Source organism: Nocardia wallacei (assembly GCF_014466955.1).
In the GTDB taxonomy this organism is placed as follows: domain Bacteria; phylum Actinomycetota; class Actinomycetes; order Mycobacteriales; family Mycobacteriaceae; genus Nocardia; species Nocardia wallacei.
This window is the reverse complement of sequence record NZ_AP023396.1, coordinates 2,044,050-2,061,636: the sequence shown is the minus strand read 5'-3', so window position 1 is coordinate 2,061,636 and position 17,587 is coordinate 2,044,050. Positions and strand designations below refer to the sequence as shown.

The window sequence follows — 17,587 nt, the reverse complement described above, 5'->3', positions numbered from 1 at the left end:
GCAAGCACAGTTACCGAACCGTTACTGCCACACTCAGGCGCTTCGAGGGAGCTGACGCAGTGACCTTAGTGCGTAATGCACCCGGGTCTTGACGGTCCCGACCGGCACGCCGAGGTCCTCAGCAACATCTCGGTAAGCGCGATCGTGCAGAATCACCTGCACCACGGCGTGTCGCTGGGGATCGGGCAGCCGGGCCAGCAGTTCGGAAACGAGCAGACCGTCCGCCAGCGTGTCGGCGAAGTCGGGGCGAGCCCCACGCCGGTCGGCGGTCTCGGCGAAGTCGTCCCAGCTCGCCTCGGCCGGCCGCACGGCACGCATCCGCGCGAGATCGGTGAGCACATTGCGCTCGATCGACAACAACCAGGTGCGCACGCTGCTCTTGTCGGGATCGTAGGTCCCGCAGCCGCGCCACGCCCGCAGCAGCGTGTCCTGCACCGCGTGCTCGGCCAGACCGGTGTCGCCCAGCCTCCGCATCGCCCGCCAATGCAATAGTCCCTGATCGGCGGCGAGCACCGCGGCCAGCCCGGCTCGGGTACACAGTCGGGCGCACCGCGGGCCGCAGGCGATGTCACTGTCGGGGGAAACAGACCGGAGACCACTCATGCCTGGAATATCGCGAGAAGCGCACGGAAGGCATCGCCGCGCGCACATCAATTTTCGCGAGTCCACCGGGCGGCTGTGGCGCGCCACCGAATTTCATCATTCCGGCCAATCGATCTCGCGAACTCTGATAGACCGGACCCCCGGAAGTCACGGGGAACTTCCGCGGCCGTCCGGACCGATCGGCGGCCCGCACATGAAGTCGAGGAGGAACGCCGTGCGTGGACGCACGCTTGTGATCGCGGGAGCCGTGGCCGCCGCGGTGACCGTGCTCGGATCCGGAACCGCCGCCGCCGACCCGGCGACGAACGTCCCCGGTGACGGGCTGTACCGGGTGGGTGTCGACATCCAGCCCGGCATCTACCAGGCGCCCGGGACCACCGACCCGGTCCACGCCTGCTACTGGCAGCGCTTGCGCAAGGTGCCGGAGGCGAGTGACCCCGATCCGAACCAGTTCATCATCGCCAGCGACCTGACCCGGACCACCCCGGTCCGGGTGCTGATCAAGCCGGGCGATGTCGCCTTCCAGACGACCAACTGCGGCCCCTGGGTGATGGTGCCCGCACCGCCGCCCACCGGTTCCTACGGACCGGGCGGTCTGTTCGGCAGCGAGTTCTGACCTACCGCGGCACCGCGACTCGCAGTGCCGCGGTACTCTCCGCACCCGATGTGAGCGCTCACAATCGTCCGGTGTAGTGTCCGGCTGAGTCTGTCGAGCTTCCCTCGGAGGTTGTCATGGCACCGCTGCCACCCGACCGCACACCCACCCCGGCCCCGGTGCCGCGGTGATCACCACCCGCCGCGAACTGGCCGACGGCAGGGAGATCCTGTACTTCGACGCCGACCCGGGGGTAGCGCGCACCGCGACCGACACCCGCGATCTGCCGCGGACCCACACCCATTCCCAGCGCCGCTTCGACCCGCTGCTGAGCGAGTGGGTCGTGATCGCCTCGCACCGGCAGACCCGTACCTTCCTGCCGCCGGCCGATCTGTGCCCGCTGTGCCCGTCGACTCCGCACCGGTCCACCGAGATCCCCGAATCCGATTACCAGGTAGCGGTTTTCGAGAACCGCTTCCCCTCGCTGTCGGCCGACCACGCGGAACTCCCCGACACCGTGACGGGTTCGCCGCTGACTCCCCTGCGCGACGGCTTCGGCCGCTGTGAAGTGGTGTGCTTCACCAGCATTCACGATTCCTCGTTCGCGGAGCTGGATTCGCGGCGGGCCCGGCTGGTGCTGGACGTGTGGGCGCACCGCAGCGCCGAACTCGGCGAACTCGACGGCATCGGCCAGGTGTTCTGCTTCGAGAACCACGGCGAGGAGATCGGGGTGACGCTGTCGCACCCGCACGGTCAGATCTACGCCTACCCGTTCGTCACTCCGCGCGTGGCCAAGATCGCCGAGAACGTAGCGCGATACCGGAAGTCGCACGACGCCAACCTGTTCGGCGATCTGCTCGCCGCGGAACGCGCGGCCGAGTCGCGGGTGGTGGCCGCCAACGAGGAGTGGACCGCCTTCGTCCCGCCGTTCGCGCGCTGGCCGTACGAGGTGCAGCTGTATCCGCATCGCCGCGTCGCCGACCTGCCCGACCTCGACGAGGCGCAGCGCGACGGTTTCGCGGCGCTGTATCTGGACGTGCTGCGCCGCTTCGCCCACCGCTTCGACACCCCCATGCCTTACATAGCCGCCTGGAATCAGGCGCCGACGCCGAAATCCGGTGTGCCGCGCGCTGATTGGTGGCTGCACTTACAGCTCTTCTCGATCCGCCGGGCGGCCGGGAAATTGAAGTACCTGGCCGGATCGGAGTCCGGGATGAGCGTGTTCATCAGCGACACCACGCCGGAGACGGTCGCGGCCGAACTGCGGGAGGTGCGATGAGCGCGAGCGGAACGCCGGTGCGGCAAGGGGTTTGGGCCGCACCGGGCCGCGTCAACATCATCGGCGAGCACACCGACTACAACGACGGCTACGCCCTGCCGATCGCGTTGCCGCAGACGGTCACCTGCGCGGCCCGCGCCACCGGCGACGGCCGGGTCCGGGTGTCCTCGCGCCAGCACCCCGGCGACACGGTGGACGAGCCGATCGCCGAACTCGACGGGTCGCGGGTGGCCGGGTGGGCCCGCTACCCGCTCGGCGTGGTGCACGAATACGTCCGGCGCGGGCACGCCATCGCGGGCGTGGAACTGGTACTGGACGGCGCGGTTCCCGTCGGCGCCGGGCTGTCGTCCTCGGCGGCGGTGGAATGCTCGGTGGCGATCGCGCTGCGCGACCTGTTCGCGCTCCCGGTGACCGACGCCGATCTCATCGATGTCGGCCGGGCCGCGGAGAACTCGTACGTCGGCGCGGCCACCGGCACCCTGGACCAGTCCGCGTCGGTGCTGTGCACCGCCGGGCACGCGTTGTTCCTCGATTTCGGCAAGGGCGAGCACGCCCAGGTGCCCTTCGATCTGGCCGCGACCGGACTGGCATTGCTGGTGGTCGACACCAACACGCCGCACCGGCTCGCCGACGGCGGCTACGGGCGGCGGCGCACCGAATGCGAGCAGGCCGCCGCGGCTCTCGGCGTGCGCAGCCTGCGTGATGTCACCGACGTCGGTGAGGTCGACCGGCTCGCCGATCCGGTGCTGCGCCGGCGGGCCCGCCACATCGTCTCCGAGAACGCCCGGGTACTGGCGGTGGTCGAGGCGCTGCGCGGCGGCGGGGATCCGCGCGCGATCGGGCCCATCCTCGATGCCGGGCACGCCTCGCTGCGCGACGACTTCGAGATCTCCACACCGCAACTGGACGCCGCGGTCGACTCCGCGGTGGCGGCGGGGGCCTACGGCGCCCGGATGGTCGGCGGCGGTTTCGGCGGCAGCATCATCGCGCTGACCGCCGCCGACCGCACCGAGCGGACCGCACGAGCCATCGAACAGCGATTCCGCGCCGACGGGTTCGCCGAGCCGCGCACCTTTGTCGCGGTGCCTTCCGCGGGTGCGCACCGCGTGTCCTGACGAAACGAATTCGCATCGTTTTCCGAAAATCGATCGCGCGCTTTTTGTATCGCGACAAGCGAATTATCTTGCGAATCCAGCGAATTCCCGCCTTCTGCGTGCACGAGCAGGTGCAACCACACCTGCATATGCATCGGTACCCGCAGGACGGTCCCGCACAGCCCGCAAGATGGGCTGTGAGCAGCATCTACGCAGCTACGATGACGCGAAGCCGGGTGGTGGCGGCCCGATAACGCCCGAATAGCAGGGTTGAACTCCGGCAAATACCCCTGAACACACCCCTACCTGCCCCGCAGCGAATCTGCGAATTCGGCGAATGCACTACAGCAATCGCACGGTGGAAAGTACCGTAGTCACGGGATTAGCGCGGCTGCCAATGGTTACGCACCCCAGGGCGCAGCCGGGCACGGGGGATCGAGGCCGTCACAACGCATTACCGGCCTCCGCCGCATGGCAATGTCGCCGACCCATCGGAACCCATGTCTTGGAGGAAGTCATGACCAGATCGGACGCCGCCCTGATCGCCGGGCTGCCCGCGAGCAGCTGGCGCAAGTCCAGTTTCAGCGGACCGGACGGCAACTGTGTCGAATGCGCCGCGCTACCCGACACCACGGTGGCCGTGCGCAACAGCAACCACCCCGAAGACGGAGCGCTCATCTTCACCCGCGCCGAACTCGCCGCCTGGATTCGAGGCTGCAGCGCAGGGGAATTCGACGATCTCATGTGAGCGCGGGCCGGTCGTGCCGTGATCCCATAGGGTTGGCGCATGACCAGGCGCAAGATTCTCATCACGGGCGCGAGCTCGGGACTCGGCGCGGGCATGGCTCGCGAATTCGCACGACGAGGGCGGGACCTCGCACTCTGCGCGCGCCGAGTCGACAATCTCGAGCAGTTGCGCACCGAATTGTCGGCCGCGCACCCCGGCATCACCGTCGCGGTGCGCGGGCTCGACGTCAACGATCACGAGGCCGTGCCCACGGTGTTCACCGAACTCCGCGACGAACTCGGCGGACTGGACCGGGTGATCGTCAATGCCGGTCTGGGCAAGGGCGCGCCCGTCGGCACCGGCCGCGCCGACGCCAATATCGCGACCGTGACCACCAACCTCGTCGGCGCGCTGGCGCAGGCCGAGGCCGCGCTGCAGATCTTCCGGGCACAGGATTCGGGGCATCTGGTGCTCATCTCCTCGATGAGCGCGGTGCGCGGATTTCCGGGCAGGAAGGCCGCCTACTCGGCCAGCAAGGCGGGCCTGTCCGCTCTCGGCGACGCGCTGACCACCGAGTTGCGTGGCAGCCCGATCGCGGTGACCACCGTGCAGCCCGGCTTCATCGCCACCGAGATGGTGGCGCGAGCCGGTGACAACAAGCTGGCCGTGCCGCTGGAGCGAGGGGTCGCCTCGATGGTCGCCGCCATCGAACGTGAGACCGTGCGCGCCTGCGTGCCGCAATGGCCTTGGCGCGCTTTGAACATCGTGCTGCCGCTGCTGCCGCGCGGCGTCGTGGGACGCATGGGCTGAGCGGCGTTTCGACCCACTCGCCTCGGGGAGATTTCAGGGTCGATCCCGGATGTGCGGCGGGCTTCCCCCGGTCATCATGTCGGCATGGGATTGTCGAGTCGCCGAGCCCGGCAGTTGCTGGTGTGGCTGCACGTAGTGACGTCGGTCGGATGGGCCAGCATGGCGGTGGCGCTGGGGGTGCTGATGTCGGCCGGTGCGGTGAGCCCGCCCGGGCCGGGTAAGTCCGGACCGGCGCACGCCGCCGATCTGCTCGATCGGGCCGTGCTGGTGTACTCGGCCAACGCCGCCGCGTTCACCGGATTCCTGCTGGCGGCCTGTACCAGCTTCGGCTATTTCCAACGACGTTGGGTGACAGCGAAATTCGTGCTCACCCTGTTCCAACTCGGCGTGGGCATCTTCGTGCTGAGCCCGCGCATGCCCGAGATCGTCGCCGCCGCGGACGCCGGGCGGCAGGGTCCGGTGGCGATCGCCATCATCGGTGCGGTGGTGATGGGCGGCGGGCTGGCCTTCCAAGCCTGGGTGTCGTTCGCGAAGCCGTGGGGCAGAACCGCCTTCGGCGACCGCGGCCCGCGGCTCCGGAACGCTCCGGCCTGGTTGATGAATCTGGCGGTCGCCGGGCCGCTCGCCGACCTCGTGCTCGGCATAACGCTCGGTGCGCCACCGCTTTTCGCGCCGATCGTGTTGGTGGTGGCACTGGCGGTGCGGGCGCGGGCACACCGGGTTCCGCGCGTGCGGCCCACGGTCGCCGCCGCATAGCGCCGGTCATTACCCCGCGGGTAATCGACGTGCCGGTAGCCACCCGGCATGCTCGTCGCATGACCGATACCGAGGGCACGCGATTGTTCCACCGAACCATGCCGTTCACCGAGCGACTCGGGGTGGAGGTGCTCGAGCACGGGCGCGATGTGGTGCGCAGCCGGCTGGCCTGGGACGAGAGCCTGTGCACGCTGGGCGGGGCGCTGCACGGTGGCGTGCTGATGTCGCTGGCGGACGCAACCGGCGCGGTGTGCGCGTTCCTGAACCTGCCCGAGGGCAAGCAGGGGACGACGACCGTGGAGTCGAAGACGAACTTCGTGCGCGCGGTCCGGTCCGGGTACGCCGTGGCCACCGCGCGGGCCCTGCACGCGGGCCGCAGCTTCATCGTGGTCGAGACCGAGATTCACGACGACGCCGGAAAACTCGTCGCCAAGGTGACCCAGACCCAGGCGGTGCTCTGACGAACCTCGGCGACTGTGCCGTCGCCTGAATTTCTTACCGATCCGTGACGCACCCGCCGCGTTCCCGGCTCCGGCGGCTCGTAGCGGCGAAGATCGTGGGCATGATGCCTTCGACCGCCCTGCCCGCCTGAGCCGATGCGGGTTCTGCTGACCGGCGCCGCCGGGTTCATCGGTTCGCACGTTCACAAGGCCCTGGCCGAGGCGGGCGCGGAGGTGGTCGCGGCCGATCTCATGCTCGCCGCTGCCCATGGCCGCGACGCCGCGCCGCCCGGCGGGGTGCGCCGCGCCGATGTCCGCGATCCCGACGCGGTGGCGGCGCTGCTGGCCGGAGTGGATGTGGTGTGCCACCAGGCCGCGGTGGTGGGCGCGGGGGTCAGCGCCACCGACGCTCCCGCCTATGCCAGCCACAACGATCTGGGCACCGCCGTCCTGCTCGCGGCCATGGCGCGGGCCGGGGTGCGGCGGCTGGTGCTGGCGTCGTCGATGGTGGTGTACGGCGAGGGGTGCTATCGCGGCGCGGGCCACGAGACCGCCGACCCGCCCCCGCGCCGCCGCGAGGACCTCGACCGCGGCCGGTTCGACCATCGCGATCCGGTGAGCGGCGAACCACTGGACTGGGCCCCGATCGCGGAGGACAGCCCGCTGCGCCCGCGCAGCCTGTACGCGGCGAGCAAGGTGGCGCAGGAGAATTACGCGTGCGCCTGGGCGGCGGCGACCGGCGGCACGGTGACCGCATTGCGGTACCACAACGTCTACGGCGACGGAATGCCCCGGGACACACCGTATTCCGGGGTGGCGGCGATCTTCCGTTCGGCGCTGGAGGCGGGCGAGGCGCCGCGCGTGTTCGAGGACGGCGGCCAGATGCGGGATTTCGTGCACGTGCGTGATGTCGCCGCCGCCAATGTCGCCGCGATCCGGAAGCCGCCGTCGGGTTTCGTGCCCCTCAACATCTCCTCCGGCACCCCCATCGACATCCGCACCGTCGCCGAACTGCTCGCCCGCGCCGCCAACGGCAAACCACCCGTGATCACCGGCGAGTACCGCCCCGGCGACGTGCGCCACATCGTGGCAAGTCCGCAACGCGCGGCCGAGATCCTCGACTTCCACGCCGCGGTCACCCCCGCCGAAGGTCTCACCGAATTCGCCACCGCCCCACTCCGTTCCGCCGCAGCCACCGGCGCCCCCACCTGGCAGTAGCAGACCCACCCACGCACCCCACCTGGCGGCAGCAGCCGCCGCAGGCACCCGCACCCGACCGGCGGTGCGCACCCGCCGCGGACACCGGCACTCCCACCTGGCGGCGGCAGCAGGGCCCCACACGTACCGGCACCCCACCCGGCAAAGCGGACCCGCCGCTCAGCCGGACCACCGATGAGAACGACCTGATACGTCCCAGGGTCCGATGGTGAGGCCGACCAAGTGGTGAATTGCCACCTGGCCGATCACCCACCGCTCGCAGCCGCCGCGAGCGGTAGGCGAATCTCGAAGCGGCAGCCCGGTTCTCGGTTGGCGGCGGTGACGGTGCCGTGGTGGGCCCGGACCAGGCCCGCGGTGATCGCCAGGCCCATGCCGCTGTTGGTGCCGGTGTCGGCGGCCGGGGAGCGGGCGGCGGTGCCTCGGTAGGCGATTTCGAAGATGCGGGGCAGATCGACCGGGTCGATACCGGGGCCGCTGTCGTCGACGCGAGCCCAGGCGCTGTCGCCGGAGCTACCGGCGGAGACCTCGATGCGGCCGCCGGGCGGGGTGTGCTCGATGGCGTTGGTGACCAGGTTGGCGAGCGCACGGGTCAGCGCGCGGTCGCTGGCGGACACCATGATGGGCGAATCCGGTTGCCGCGCGGTGAGTTCCACTCGGGCGCGGGCCGCGGTCGGCTGGTTGGCGGCGGTCACCTCGTCGATGAGTTCGCGCAGGTCCACCGGTTCGAGTTCGAGCCGCAGCGCACCGGAGTTGATCTTCGACATTTCGAACAGGTCGTCCACCATGGCCGAGAGCCGATGGGTCTCGCGCACGATCTGCCGCGCGTACCGTTCGACGGTTTCCGGGCGGTCGATCACGCCGTCGACCAGGGCCTCCCCCATGGCCCGGATGCCCGCCAGCGGAGTGCGCAGATCGTGGCTGACCCAGGCCACCAGTTCGCGGCGCGATCGCTCGGCGGCTCGCTCCTGTTCGATCATCTGCCTCTCCCACACCGTCTTCCGGGCCTGGATGCGGCCGAGCACGATGGCCGTGGACACGCCGACGAGCGTCACCACCGCGAGCACCACGCCGATCCGGCGCAGCTCGTCGGTGAACATCATGCCGCTCACCGAGACCACACCGACCAGGGTGGCCAGAGTCGGGATCAGCACCAGCACCACCATGCTGGTGGTGAGGCTGCGGTTGTGGGTGAGCCGGATCGCCACGGCGCCCAGGGCCACCACGGGCACCGATCCGGCCAGCGCGTACCCGATGAGGGCCACCAGGTCAGTCGGCATCGGTGTCCTCTCCGGGCCGGCCCCACGCGTAGCCGCGGCCCCAGATCGTCTCGATCCGGTGCGCGGCACCGAGTTTGGCGCGCAGGCGTTTGATGTGCACGGTGACGGTGGACTGATCGCCGAATGTCCACCCCCACACCCGTTCCAGCAGTTCGGTGCGGCCGAACACGCGCTGCGGGTGAGCGAGCAGGAAGGTCAGCAGGTCGAACTCGCGGGCGGTCAGGTCCACCCGGCGGCCGTCGACGAGCACCGAGCGGGCGCCGGGGCGGACCTCTATCGCGCCGCTGCGCAGCACCTGTTCGGCGACGGGCGGCGGCCGGTGGGCACGTCGCAGCACCGAGGCCACCCGCAGCGCGAGTTCGCGCGGGCTGAACGGCTTGACAAGGTAGTCGTCGGCGCCCGATTGCAGTCCCAACACCCGGTCTTCCTCTTCGCCGAGCGCGGTGAGCAGGATGATAGGCATGTCGGGGTGCCGCCCGGCGCGCACCGCGCGGCACAGGTCGATGCCGTCCGGCGGCGGCATCATGACGTCGAGCACCGCCAGGTCGATGTCGTCGCGCGCCAGCACCGCCGCGGTCGCGGGGCCGTCGGCGGTCTCTACGACGGTGAGCCCGTCGCGTTCCAGGTATCGGCGCACCACCTCCCGCACCACCGCGTCGTCGTCGGCCACCAGAATGCGCATAGGACTTACCAATTCGTGAGGAGGAGATGAACGAGCAGCAGCGCCCCCACCGCTTGGACCGCCAGCCAGAGCCGCATCCAGCGCGGCGGAAGCAAAGCGGTCGCCGCCAGCAACCACATGTCGAACGGCAACCAGATCCGCTCGGTCTCCGCCTTGCTCAGCCCGCTCAGGTCCGCGGCGATGATCGCGATCAGCGCCGCCGCGGCGAGCAGTGCGGCGGGATCGACAGCCACACGCCAATTATGCAGGTAGACAGCAGCTTTCGAAGACCACGCACTCCGTACGGCACCGGAGACCCCGGTGCCGGGCACCCGCTCACCGAGCACGGCGGTCGGCGATGCGGAAGCGCCGAGCGCCAGTGCTCGCGCCGCGCGCGGCCCGGCCGCCGCGGTCGCCAGGCCCACGGCGCACACCGTCGCGGCCAGGTTGCCCCACACCCAGTAGGAATACGGCCGCTCGCTGGCGATGCCTTGGTAATACCGTTGCACCACAAGGTGATAGCCATCCAGCCACCAGAATCCGCTCACGGTGAACGCCGCCACCACCAGGGCGACACCGAACAGGGCGGGCAGCACCGGCCGCAATCCTCGCGCGGCGACGACGGCCGCCGCCGGGACGATCATCAGCACCAGGCCATAGTTCAGGTACAGACCGAATCCGAACAGCAGACCGGATCCGACGGCGGCCGCTGTCCGGCCCGCCCCCGGACGGGTCGCGACCGCCAGCAATGCCACCGCCCAGGCCGCGACGCCCGCGAACAGCGCGTCGGCCGATACCGCGAGCCAGATCGCCGCGGGGGTCAAGGCGAGGAAAGGCGTTGCGGCCCTGGCTCGTTCGGGCGCGCCGAGGGCATTCAGCGCGACCGGGACGGCCACCGCCGCACTACATCCGGCCAGCACGCACAGCACCGCCGCCCACGCGCCGCCGCCGAGCCCGACCCGATCCAGCAGCACGAACACCAGCAGCGCGCCGGGCGGGTGGCCGGACACGTGCGTCGTCCACGAGTCCGGCTGGAAGTCGAGGATGCGACCGGCGAAACCGCGCAGCATCACCCCGATGTCACCGACGCCGCCTACTTCGTGCAGGTATTCGTGCCCGCTGGTCAACCGTCCGGCGAAACCGCGCTGCCAGCCGTCGACCATGGCCAGCGAGAAGGCCCACACCACAGCGGTCACCCAGGTCAGCGCCAACAACCGACGCCACGGGAGCTGTCGCGCGGCGGTGGGACCCGCCACGACGACCAGCGCCGCGACCGCGATCGCCGGGCCCGTCCCCCAGCCGACGTGCGGGAGCCACCCGCCGAAGATGGGCGCGGCGGCGGCGTAGACCCGGTCCCGCCATTGTTCGCTGTGCATTCGCGGGACGATGAACGCGGCCGCAACGAGCGCGGCGGCCACTCCGGCGCACACCAGGTCGGCTCGGACGTCGGCATGCCGGACGCGGGGAAGGGTCGCCTGTCGCACAGCGTTCACCCTAGGCCGTGGCGACCGCGCGAACCCGCCGATCAGCACCCGTGGCCCGCAGCGTCATACTTTCGTCACCGGTTCGCTGACCCGCGGATGCCCGACTCTGGCCTACGGTTCCCCTGTGACCGATACTCGCAGCGCACGCGATATCACCGTGGTGATTCCGTGCCACAACGAAGCCGGAGCACTGCCCGCGGTACTGGCCGCGGTGCCGACCGGATATCGCGTGATCGTGGTCGACAACGCCTCCACCGACGACACCGCCGCGGTGGCCCGGGCCGCCGGCGCGACGGTGATCGGCGAGCCGAATCCGGGCTACGGCTCGGCCGTGCACGCCGGTGTGTGCGCCGCCGAAACCGACGTGGTCGCCGTGCTGGACGGGGACGGTTCGATGGATGCTGGAGAGTTGCCGGAGTTGTTCGCACATCTGGATCCCGGTGTCGACATGGTGGTCGGGCGGCGGCGTCCGGTCGGTGCGGGCGCCTGGCCGTGGCATGCCCGGCTGGGCAATATGCTGATCGCCGGATTACTGCGCCGCCGCCACGGACTGCCGGTACACGACATCGCGGCCATGCGGGTCGCCCGCCGGGACCGGCTGCTGGCGCTGGGCCCGCTGCATCCGCGCTCGGGCTACCCACTGGCGCTGCTGATCCGCGCGGCCCGGGCGCAGTGGCGAATCGTCGAGCGCGACGTCAGCTATCGGCCACGCACCCACGGCGTGTCCAAGATCTCCGGTTCGGTGCGGGGCACCGTGCGTGCCGTGCGGGACTTCTGGAGTGTGCGATGAAATCACTCGACGCCACCGCCCTGGTGGTTGCCAAGGCGCCCATCGCGGGATTCGCCAAAACCCGTCTCACACCACCGTTCTCGCCGTGCGAGGCCGCGCAGCTGGCGGCCGCCGCGCTGCTGGACACGCTGGCGGCCGTGCGGCACAGCGGCCTGCGGCATCGCGTGGTCGCGTGGACCGGAGACCTGGATCTGGCGGAAGACGCCGCGGAACTCGCCGCGGCGCTGGCCGGTTTCACCCTGATTCCGCAGCGCGGCGACACGTTCGGGCAGCGGCTCGCCAACGCGCACCACGATGCCGCCGAACTGGGTGTGCCGGTGCTGCAGATCGGCATGGACACGCCGCAGGCCGGTCCGGCCGTGCTGACCGCGGGCGCCGCCCGGCTGCTCGACAGCGGCGATACGGTGCTCGGCCCCGCGACCGACGGCGGCTGGTGGGCGCTGGGCCTGACCGACCCGGCCCCGGCGCGCGTGCTGACCGAGGTGCCGATGTCCACTTCCGGCACCGGCGAGCGCACCCGAGCGGCGTTGCGCGAGTGCGGATGCCGGGTACATCGCCTGCCGACGCTGTCGGATGTGGACACGGTGGCGGATGCCGTCGTGGTGGCCGCGGAGTATCACGGTCGTTTCCCGCACACCTTGGCGCGGCTGCGACCGAAGCTGCCGGCGGACAAGGAAACCGCGACACCCGCCCCGCACGGTTAGGTCTGTCGCTGTATGGTGAGACATTACTTCGCTGTAAAGCGTTGAGCAGCAAGCGCTCTCGATAACGAGCTACTCGCTGTGCACACCGCCCGAATGCGAATCGTGCTCGGCCTCCGGCTTACCGCCCATCATGCGCAACATGGGCAGTCCGCCGGTGCGAGCGAACCGGAACAGCAGCACGGCGGCCAGCGACAGGAACCCGATGTTCAGCCACGTGGTGTAGTTCCAGCGAATGCCCTCCGCCATGACCATGGCATTCCGTTCGGACGGCACGAGACCTACCGCGCCGAACAGGATTTCGACGAAGTATCCCGCCCCGACCATGGCGGCGTAGAAGGTGCCGAGCAGAGTCAGCATCATCCGAGTCCCGTAGTACTTCCGGTAGATATTGAGGATCGGCAGGATCAGCAGGTCGGCGAAGACGAAGGCGGTGACTCCGCCGAAGCTGATGCCGCCGTTCCACAACACCGCGGCCAGCGGCACGTTCCCGATCGAGCACACGAACGCCAGCATCGCCACCACGGGACCCACCAGCGGCCCCCACACCGCCGAGAGCACCGGGTGTTCGGTCAGGAAGAAGTTCTGCCAGAACGAATCCGGCACCCAGGCGCCGATCGCACCGGCGACGAGCAGGCCGATGATCAGATCGCGCAGGATGGCCGCCCACTCCATCACGAACACGTGCGCCACCGCGGTGTAGCCGCGTCCCGAGGCCAGCCGCCGCACGAACGATCCGCCGCCGGTCACCGACATGTCCATGGCCGCATGGCCTTCCATCGATCCGGCGAGCCCGCGGTCGGCCTGGCGACGGGCCTGCTCGATCAGCCGGGAGCGCACGAACAGCCGGAAGAGCACCGCCACCAGCACGATCATGACCGGCCCGCCGATGAATTCGGCCGCCGTGAACTGCCAGCCCAGCAGCAGCGCCAGAATGATGCCGAGTTCGACGACCAGATTGGTGGACCCGATCTCGAAGGCCATCGCGGCCGTGAAGTTCGCGCCCTTGCGGAACAGTGAACGAGCCAGCGCGACCGCGGCGTACGAACACGACGACGAGGCAGCGCCCAGCGCCGACGCGATCGCCAACGTCCGCGGGCGATCGTCGCCGAGCACCCGCACGACCGTCGACCTGCGCACCACCGCCTGCACCACGGCCGACAGCGCGAACCCGAGAATCAACGCCCAGAGAATCTCCCAGGTCATCGTCCCGGTCAGCGTCAGGGCATGAACGATCGCATCCACCGCGCCCTCCGTTCACCCCCACGTCGGCACCGTTTCCCCGCCGAAGCTATGCCCGCCCCGGCCACGAATCAACGCGACGCGCCCGGCGTGGACCCACACGTCGGAGCCGACCCGGGAAGTCCAGGCAGGCCACCACGCAGCTCCCTCCGACCCGGGGCACACCCGACACCATGCCGCACGCCACTACGCAGTCCATCCGACCCGGGTCACGCCCGGTGCCATGCCGCAGGCCACTACGCGGGTCCCTCCCAACCAGGCCACACCCAGCGCCATGCCACAGGCCACTACACAGGTCCCTCCCAACCAGGCCACACCCAGCGCCATGCCACAGGCCACTACACAGGTCCCTCCCAACCAGGCCACACCCAGCGCCATGCGGACAGGCCACTACACAGGTCCCTCCCAACCAGGCCACACCCAGCGCCATGCCACAGGCCACTACGCAGGTCCCCCGACCCGGGGGCACACCCGGCATGATGCCGCAGGCGGCTACGCGCCCGGTCCCCCGTGCGCCCTGGTCGCCCAGCGGGCTACCCCGGCGCCCGCCACGGCGAGCGAGCCGAGCAAGACGGCGAAAATGCCTGCGCTCCATGCCAAGCCGAGGGTGTCGCCCAGGTATCCGGCCGCGGTCGGGAGCGCGGCGGCCGGGATGTAGCCGCCGATGTTCAGGGCGGAGTTGGCTTCGGCACGGCGGGTTTCCGCGACCGCGGCGAGCAGGAGGGTCAGGCCGCCGAGCTGCCCGAGCCCCTGTCCCGCGCCCGCCAGCATCGCGGCCGCCACCAGCGCTGCCAGGGAATGTGCGAGCAGGGCTGTCGCCAGTGCCAGCATGGCCGCGACCGTGGCCGCCGCACCGGCCGTCAGTACCGAACGAGTGGGGAGCGGCCGCGCGGCGAACTGGGCCGCGGTCGCCGCGGCGAACATCACGAAGGCCATGGCGCCCGCGACGATCCGGTTGTTCGAGCCGAGCAACTCCACCAGGAGTGCCGGGCCCAGTGAGAGTACGAACGAGGTGGCGGTGATGCCGGGCGCGAATACCGCGATCCCGGCCGCCAGCTGTCGGCGATTTCTCGCCGGTACGGTGGGAATACGCAGTCGGGCACCGGTTTTCGAGCCCGTGGCCGGCAGTCCGGCGACCACCGCGCCCGCGGAGACCAAGAGCCCGGTCTCGACGGCGAAGACGAGCACGGTGGGCATCGGGAGCAGTTGCGACAACACCCCCGCGAGCAACGGTCCCGTCCCGGCCCCGGACACCATCGCCGCGGACGAGGCCAGCGCCGCCGTGCCCTGCCGGTCCGCACCGGCCACGTCCGCGACGGCCGCCATCCCGGCCGAGACGGTCGCGCCGACCGCCAGACCGGTCAGCAGCCGCGCGGCGACCAGCATCGGCACCGAACCCGCCGTCATGAACAGCGCGCACGCCACCAGCGCGAGCAGCAGCCCCGGCAACAGCACCGGCCGCCGCCCGATCCGATCGGACAGCACGCCCGCCACCAGCAGCGCGCCGATCAAACCCACGATGTATCCGGCGAAGATCACCGTCATCGTCCCGGCCGAGAACCCGAGCCGCTGCTGCCACAGCGGGTACAGGGGGGTGACGGCGTTGGACAGCACGAATACCGCGAACACCGGCCAGGCGGCGAGCCAGATACGTCCGGTTCGCACGGGTTCGGCAGGTGCGGGAGCGCGCAGCGTAGGGGTAGCCATCCGATCCTCCTTGTACGACAAATCTCGTATAAGTACGAGCGAATTCGTACTGTAGCACCACTACGAGAAAAGTCGTACAGTGTGGACATGGCCACGACCGCGACCCGCGCCGCCTGGGCGCGGCATCCCGAACCGCCCGGCACACCGCAGCCGCTGCCCGAGCCGCCCGCGGCCGAGATCCGGCTCGAGACGGTGATGGGTGCGCTCAGCGATCCCCTGCGCATGGGTATCGTGCGAAAGCTCCTGCTGGATGCCGAGGCCTTCGACCACCCGTGCGGGTGGTTCGGCATTCCGCGCCCGAAATCCTCACTGACACATCACTTCCGGGCCCTGCGCGAGGCCGGCGTCCTGCGGCAGCGGCAGTACGGCCTGGAGCGCCGCAGCCAGGTCCGCATCGATGATCTGCAGCAGCGCTTCCCCGGCCTGCTGCAGCTGGTCGCCGCGTGGACCCCGCCGCAGCAGCCGCACTGATCGGCCGGAGTCAGCGCGGCTTGATGCGGCCCGCCTCGACCAGGACCCGGTAGGCGGCTGCCTTGCGAGGGCAGGCGGCGACCGAGCAATCGAGGTGTTCCTGCATGGTGCGGTGGGCCTCCGGCACCTCGAAACCGTGGTCGGGCGCGCGATGGGACGGCGCGGCGGCGACCGGCATCGCGGGTGGCGCGGATTCGGCCAGCACTCGCCGGCGAATCTCGGCGACGGAGGTGCGGCCGGTCGGGAGGCGCTGCGGGCGCACGTTCAGCACCACGACGGCCATCGCGCCGACCAGGACCATGGTCGCGGCGAAAACCTGCCAGCCGCCCATCACCTCACCTCCCCAGACCCGAAAGTGTCCGTATCGGAAAGATATTCGCAACAGGTGTTCATGACTCTCTCATGGATTCCGAATTACCTTGATGCAGTGGGCATTACATGTACCCCGGCGGCGCCAGATGGATCGAGACGTCGTTGCGTCCCACTCGTGCCGCCAGCAGCCGACCGGCGAGGTACCGGCCGGCCGCGTCATCGTCGGTCCAGATGCTCGCGCACGGACCGCACGGATCGTTGGCCATCGTCGCGGCCGCTGCCGCGTCGGCGACCCGGACGACCGGCAGGATCGGGCCCAGCGTCTGCTGGGTCAGCACGATCATCGCCGGATCGGCGTCGCCCAGCACGGTAGGCGCGAAGACCTGGCCGTCGGCCGTCCCGCCGATGTGCAGCGTGGCGCCCTTGGACAGCGCGTCGTGCACCTGGTGACGGAGGTGCCGCACATGCGCCCCCGAGGTCATCGGCTCGACGCGGGGTCGGCGGCGCCGAACGCGGCGACCTCGGTGACGAGCCGATCCACGAATTCGTCGTATACCGGCGCTTCGACGAACACCCGCTCGACGCTGTGACAACTCTGCCCGGCATCGGTGAGCCCGCCCAGCGCGATGCCCGCGGCCGCCGCGCCGATATCGGCGTCGGCCAGCACGATCGCCGACGACTTCCCGCCGAGCCCCAACCGGCACGGGACCAGCCGGGCGGCCGCGCGCAGCGCGACGATCTTGCCCGTCTCCGGCGAGCCGGTGAAATGCACGTAGTCGACGGTGTCCACGACCGCCGGACCCGCCTCGGGACCGACCGCGAATTCCAGCACCGGCGGCGCCCCGAGCCCGGCCCAGCCGTCGACCGCCGCGCGGACCGTCAAAGGGGTTACCGCCGAGGGCTTCACCAGCACCGCCGAGCCGGCCATCAGAGCCGGCACCGCGTCGAGCAAGGTCGACGCCAGCGGGTAGGTCCAGGGCGACAGGACACCGACCACCGCGCACGGGCGGTAGGTGATCGCCAGTTGCAACGCGACACTCGGGTTGCCGTGCGTACGCTGCCACGGTGCCCCGAGGAAGTCGGCACCATGCGTGCGATGGTAATCGATGACATCGATGCCGAGGCGGAGTTCCCGCAAAGCGGCGGCAACCGACTTCCCGGTTTCCGACGCGAGCAATTCGACCAGCATTTCCTCGTTGCCGGACAGCCATTCCCGGAATCGCGTGAGCCAGTACACGCGACGCACGACACCCATTGCCCGCCAGGACGTCTGGGCACTGCGCAGCGCGGCCACCGCCGCGCGGACGTGATCGGGACCGTGCGATGGCAAGGTACCCAGAGCCCGGCCGTCGCCGGGCGCGGTTACGGAGATCCGGGTATTCCCGGCGGTATTCGGATAGGTGGACAGCATTCGGTTCAC

18 protein-coding genes and 1 pseudogene are annotated in these 17,587 nt (G+C 70.2%); 11 read left to right on the top strand and 8 right to left on the bottom strand.

The window, feature by feature from the left end; all coding sequences use genetic code 11:
• Positions 1-33 precede the first annotated feature (33 nt).
• A complete protein-coding gene (locus NWFMUON74_RS09280; protein WP_187687424.1) occupies positions 34-603 on the bottom strand; it encodes a sigma-70 family RNA polymerase sigma factor in 570 nt (189 codons plus the stop codon).
• 214 nt (positions 604-817) lie between these two features.
• Between NWFMUON74_RS09280 and NWFMUON74_RS09275 the strand changes: the two genes are divergently transcribed.
• The 8 genes from NWFMUON74_RS09275 to NWFMUON74_RS09240 all read left to right on the top strand — a co-directional run bounded on the left by NWFMUON74_RS09275 (position 818) and on the right by NWFMUON74_RS09240 (position 7,522).
• On the top strand, positions 818-1,219 hold the full coding sequence (locus NWFMUON74_RS09275; RefSeq protein WP_187687423.1) for an Rv1352/Rv1906c domain-containing protein: 402 nt from the start codon (positions 818-820) through the stop codon (positions 1,217-1,219).
• A 187-nt stretch (positions 1,220-1,406) separates the two neighbouring features.
• The gene (gene galT, locus NWFMUON74_RS09270; protein WP_187689034.1) at positions 1,407-2,477 is read left to right on the top strand and encodes a galactose-1-phosphate uridylyltransferase; all 1,071 of its coding nucleotides are present in this window, start codon (positions 1,407-1,409) and stop codon (positions 2,475-2,477) included.
• Positions 2,474-3,592 (top strand): galactokinase, encoded by a 1,119-nt coding sequence (gene galK, locus NWFMUON74_RS09265; protein WP_187687422.1) that lies wholly within the window; start codon positions 2,474-2,476, stop codon positions 3,590-3,592. Before galT ends, galK begins: the two co-directional genes overlap by 4 nt.
• 496 nt (positions 3,593-4,088) lie before the next feature.
• A complete protein-coding gene (locus NWFMUON74_RS09260; protein ID WP_187687421.1) occupies positions 4,089-4,319 on the top strand; it encodes a DUF397 domain-containing protein in 231 nt (76 codons plus the stop codon).
• Positions 4,320-4,358: 39 nt separating this feature from the next.
• Positions 4,359-5,108 carry an SDR family oxidoreductase gene (locus tag NWFMUON74_RS09255; RefSeq protein WP_187687420.1) on the top strand — a complete coding sequence of 250 codons (750 nt, stop codon included), beginning with the start codon at positions 4,359-4,361 and terminating at the stop codon, positions 5,106-5,108.
• Between the two features lie 84 nt (positions 5,109-5,192).
• Positions 5,193-5,864, top strand: coding sequence for a hypothetical protein (locus NWFMUON74_RS09250; RefSeq protein ID WP_187687419.1), 672 nt, complete (start codon positions 5,193-5,195; stop codon positions 5,862-5,864).
• Positions 5,865-5,923: 59 nt separating this feature from the next.
• Positions 5,924-6,325, top strand: a complete 402-nt coding sequence (locus tag NWFMUON74_RS09245) for a PaaI family thioesterase (RefSeq protein ID WP_187687418.1) — start codon at positions 5,924-5,926, stop codon at positions 6,323-6,325.
• A 135-nt stretch (positions 6,326-6,460) separates the two neighbouring features.
• Positions 6,461-7,522, top strand: coding sequence for an NAD-dependent epimerase/dehydratase family protein (locus tag NWFMUON74_RS09240; RefSeq protein WP_187687417.1), 1,062 nt, complete (start codon positions 6,461-6,463; stop codon positions 7,520-7,522).
• 245 nt (positions 7,523-7,767) lie between these two features.
• Here the strand turns inward: NWFMUON74_RS09240 and NWFMUON74_RS09235 are convergent, their stop codons facing one another.
• The 3 genes from NWFMUON74_RS09235 to NWFMUON74_RS09225 are packed head-to-tail and all read right to left on the bottom strand — an operon-like array spanning position 7,768 to position 10,944.
• On the bottom strand, positions 7,768-8,799 hold the full coding sequence (locus NWFMUON74_RS09235; protein WP_187687416.1) for a sensor histidine kinase: 1,032 nt from the start codon (positions 8,797-8,799) through the stop codon (positions 7,768-7,770).
• Complete coding sequence (locus NWFMUON74_RS09230) at positions 8,789-9,481, bottom strand: response regulator transcription factor (RefSeq protein WP_187687415.1); 693 nt, start codon at positions 9,479-9,481, stop codon at positions 8,789-8,791. Before NWFMUON74_RS09230 ends, NWFMUON74_RS09235 begins: the two co-directional genes overlap by 11 nt.
• Before the next feature lie 5 nt (positions 9,482-9,486).
• Positions 9,487-10,944: a hypothetical protein gene (locus NWFMUON74_RS09225; RefSeq protein WP_187687414.1), complete on the bottom strand. Its 1,458-nt coding sequence runs from the start codon at positions 10,942-10,944 to the stop codon at positions 9,487-9,489.
• 124 nt (positions 10,945-11,068) lie between these two features.
• On the opposite strand from NWFMUON74_RS09225, the gene NWFMUON74_RS09220 reads away from it, so the two are divergent.
• Positions 11,069-11,734, top strand: coding sequence for a glycosyltransferase family 2 protein (locus tag NWFMUON74_RS09220; protein WP_232110929.1), 666 nt, complete (start codon positions 11,069-11,071; stop codon positions 11,732-11,734).
• A complete protein-coding gene (locus NWFMUON74_RS09215) occupies positions 11,731-12,438 on the top strand; it encodes a TIGR04282 family arsenosugar biosynthesis glycosyltransferase (RefSeq protein ID WP_187687412.1) in 708 nt (235 codons plus the stop codon). The genes NWFMUON74_RS09220 and NWFMUON74_RS09215 overlap by 4 nt, the downstream gene beginning before the upstream one ends.
• Positions 12,439-12,507: 69 nt before the next feature.
• Here NWFMUON74_RS09215 and NWFMUON74_RS09210 read toward each other — a convergent pair whose 3' ends face one another.
• Positions 12,508-13,680 carry a permease gene (locus NWFMUON74_RS09210; RefSeq protein WP_187687411.1) on the bottom strand — a complete coding sequence of 391 codons (1,173 nt, stop codon included), beginning with the start codon at positions 13,678-13,680 and terminating at the stop codon, positions 12,508-12,510.
• A 489-nt stretch (positions 13,681-14,169) separates the two neighbouring features.
• A complete protein-coding gene (locus tag NWFMUON74_RS09205) occupies positions 14,170-15,384 on the bottom strand; it encodes an MFS transporter (protein WP_187687410.1) in 1,215 nt (404 codons plus the stop codon).
• Positions 15,385-15,471: 87 nt separating this feature from the next.
• On the opposite strand from NWFMUON74_RS09205, the gene NWFMUON74_RS09200 reads away from it, so the two are divergent.
• On the top strand, positions 15,472-15,855 hold the full coding sequence (locus NWFMUON74_RS09200) for an ArsR/SmtB family transcription factor (protein WP_187687409.1): 384 nt from the start codon (positions 15,472-15,474) through the stop codon (positions 15,853-15,855).
• Positions 15,856-15,865: 10 nt separating this feature from the next.
• Here the strand turns inward: NWFMUON74_RS09200 and NWFMUON74_RS09195 are convergent, their stop codons facing one another.
• Together NWFMUON74_RS09195 and NWFMUON74_RS09185 are read right to left on the bottom strand one after the other, a co-directional pair.
• The gene (locus tag NWFMUON74_RS09195) at positions 15,866-16,186 is read right to left on the bottom strand and encodes a hypothetical protein (protein ID WP_187687408.1); all 321 of its coding nucleotides are present in this window, start codon (positions 16,184-16,186) and stop codon (positions 15,866-15,868) included.
• A 103-nt stretch (positions 16,187-16,289) separates the two neighbouring features.
• Positions 16,290-17,578, bottom strand: a pseudogene (locus tag NWFMUON74_RS09185) (aldehyde dehydrogenase family protein).
• Between the last annotated feature and the right edge of the window lie 9 nt (positions 17,579-17,587).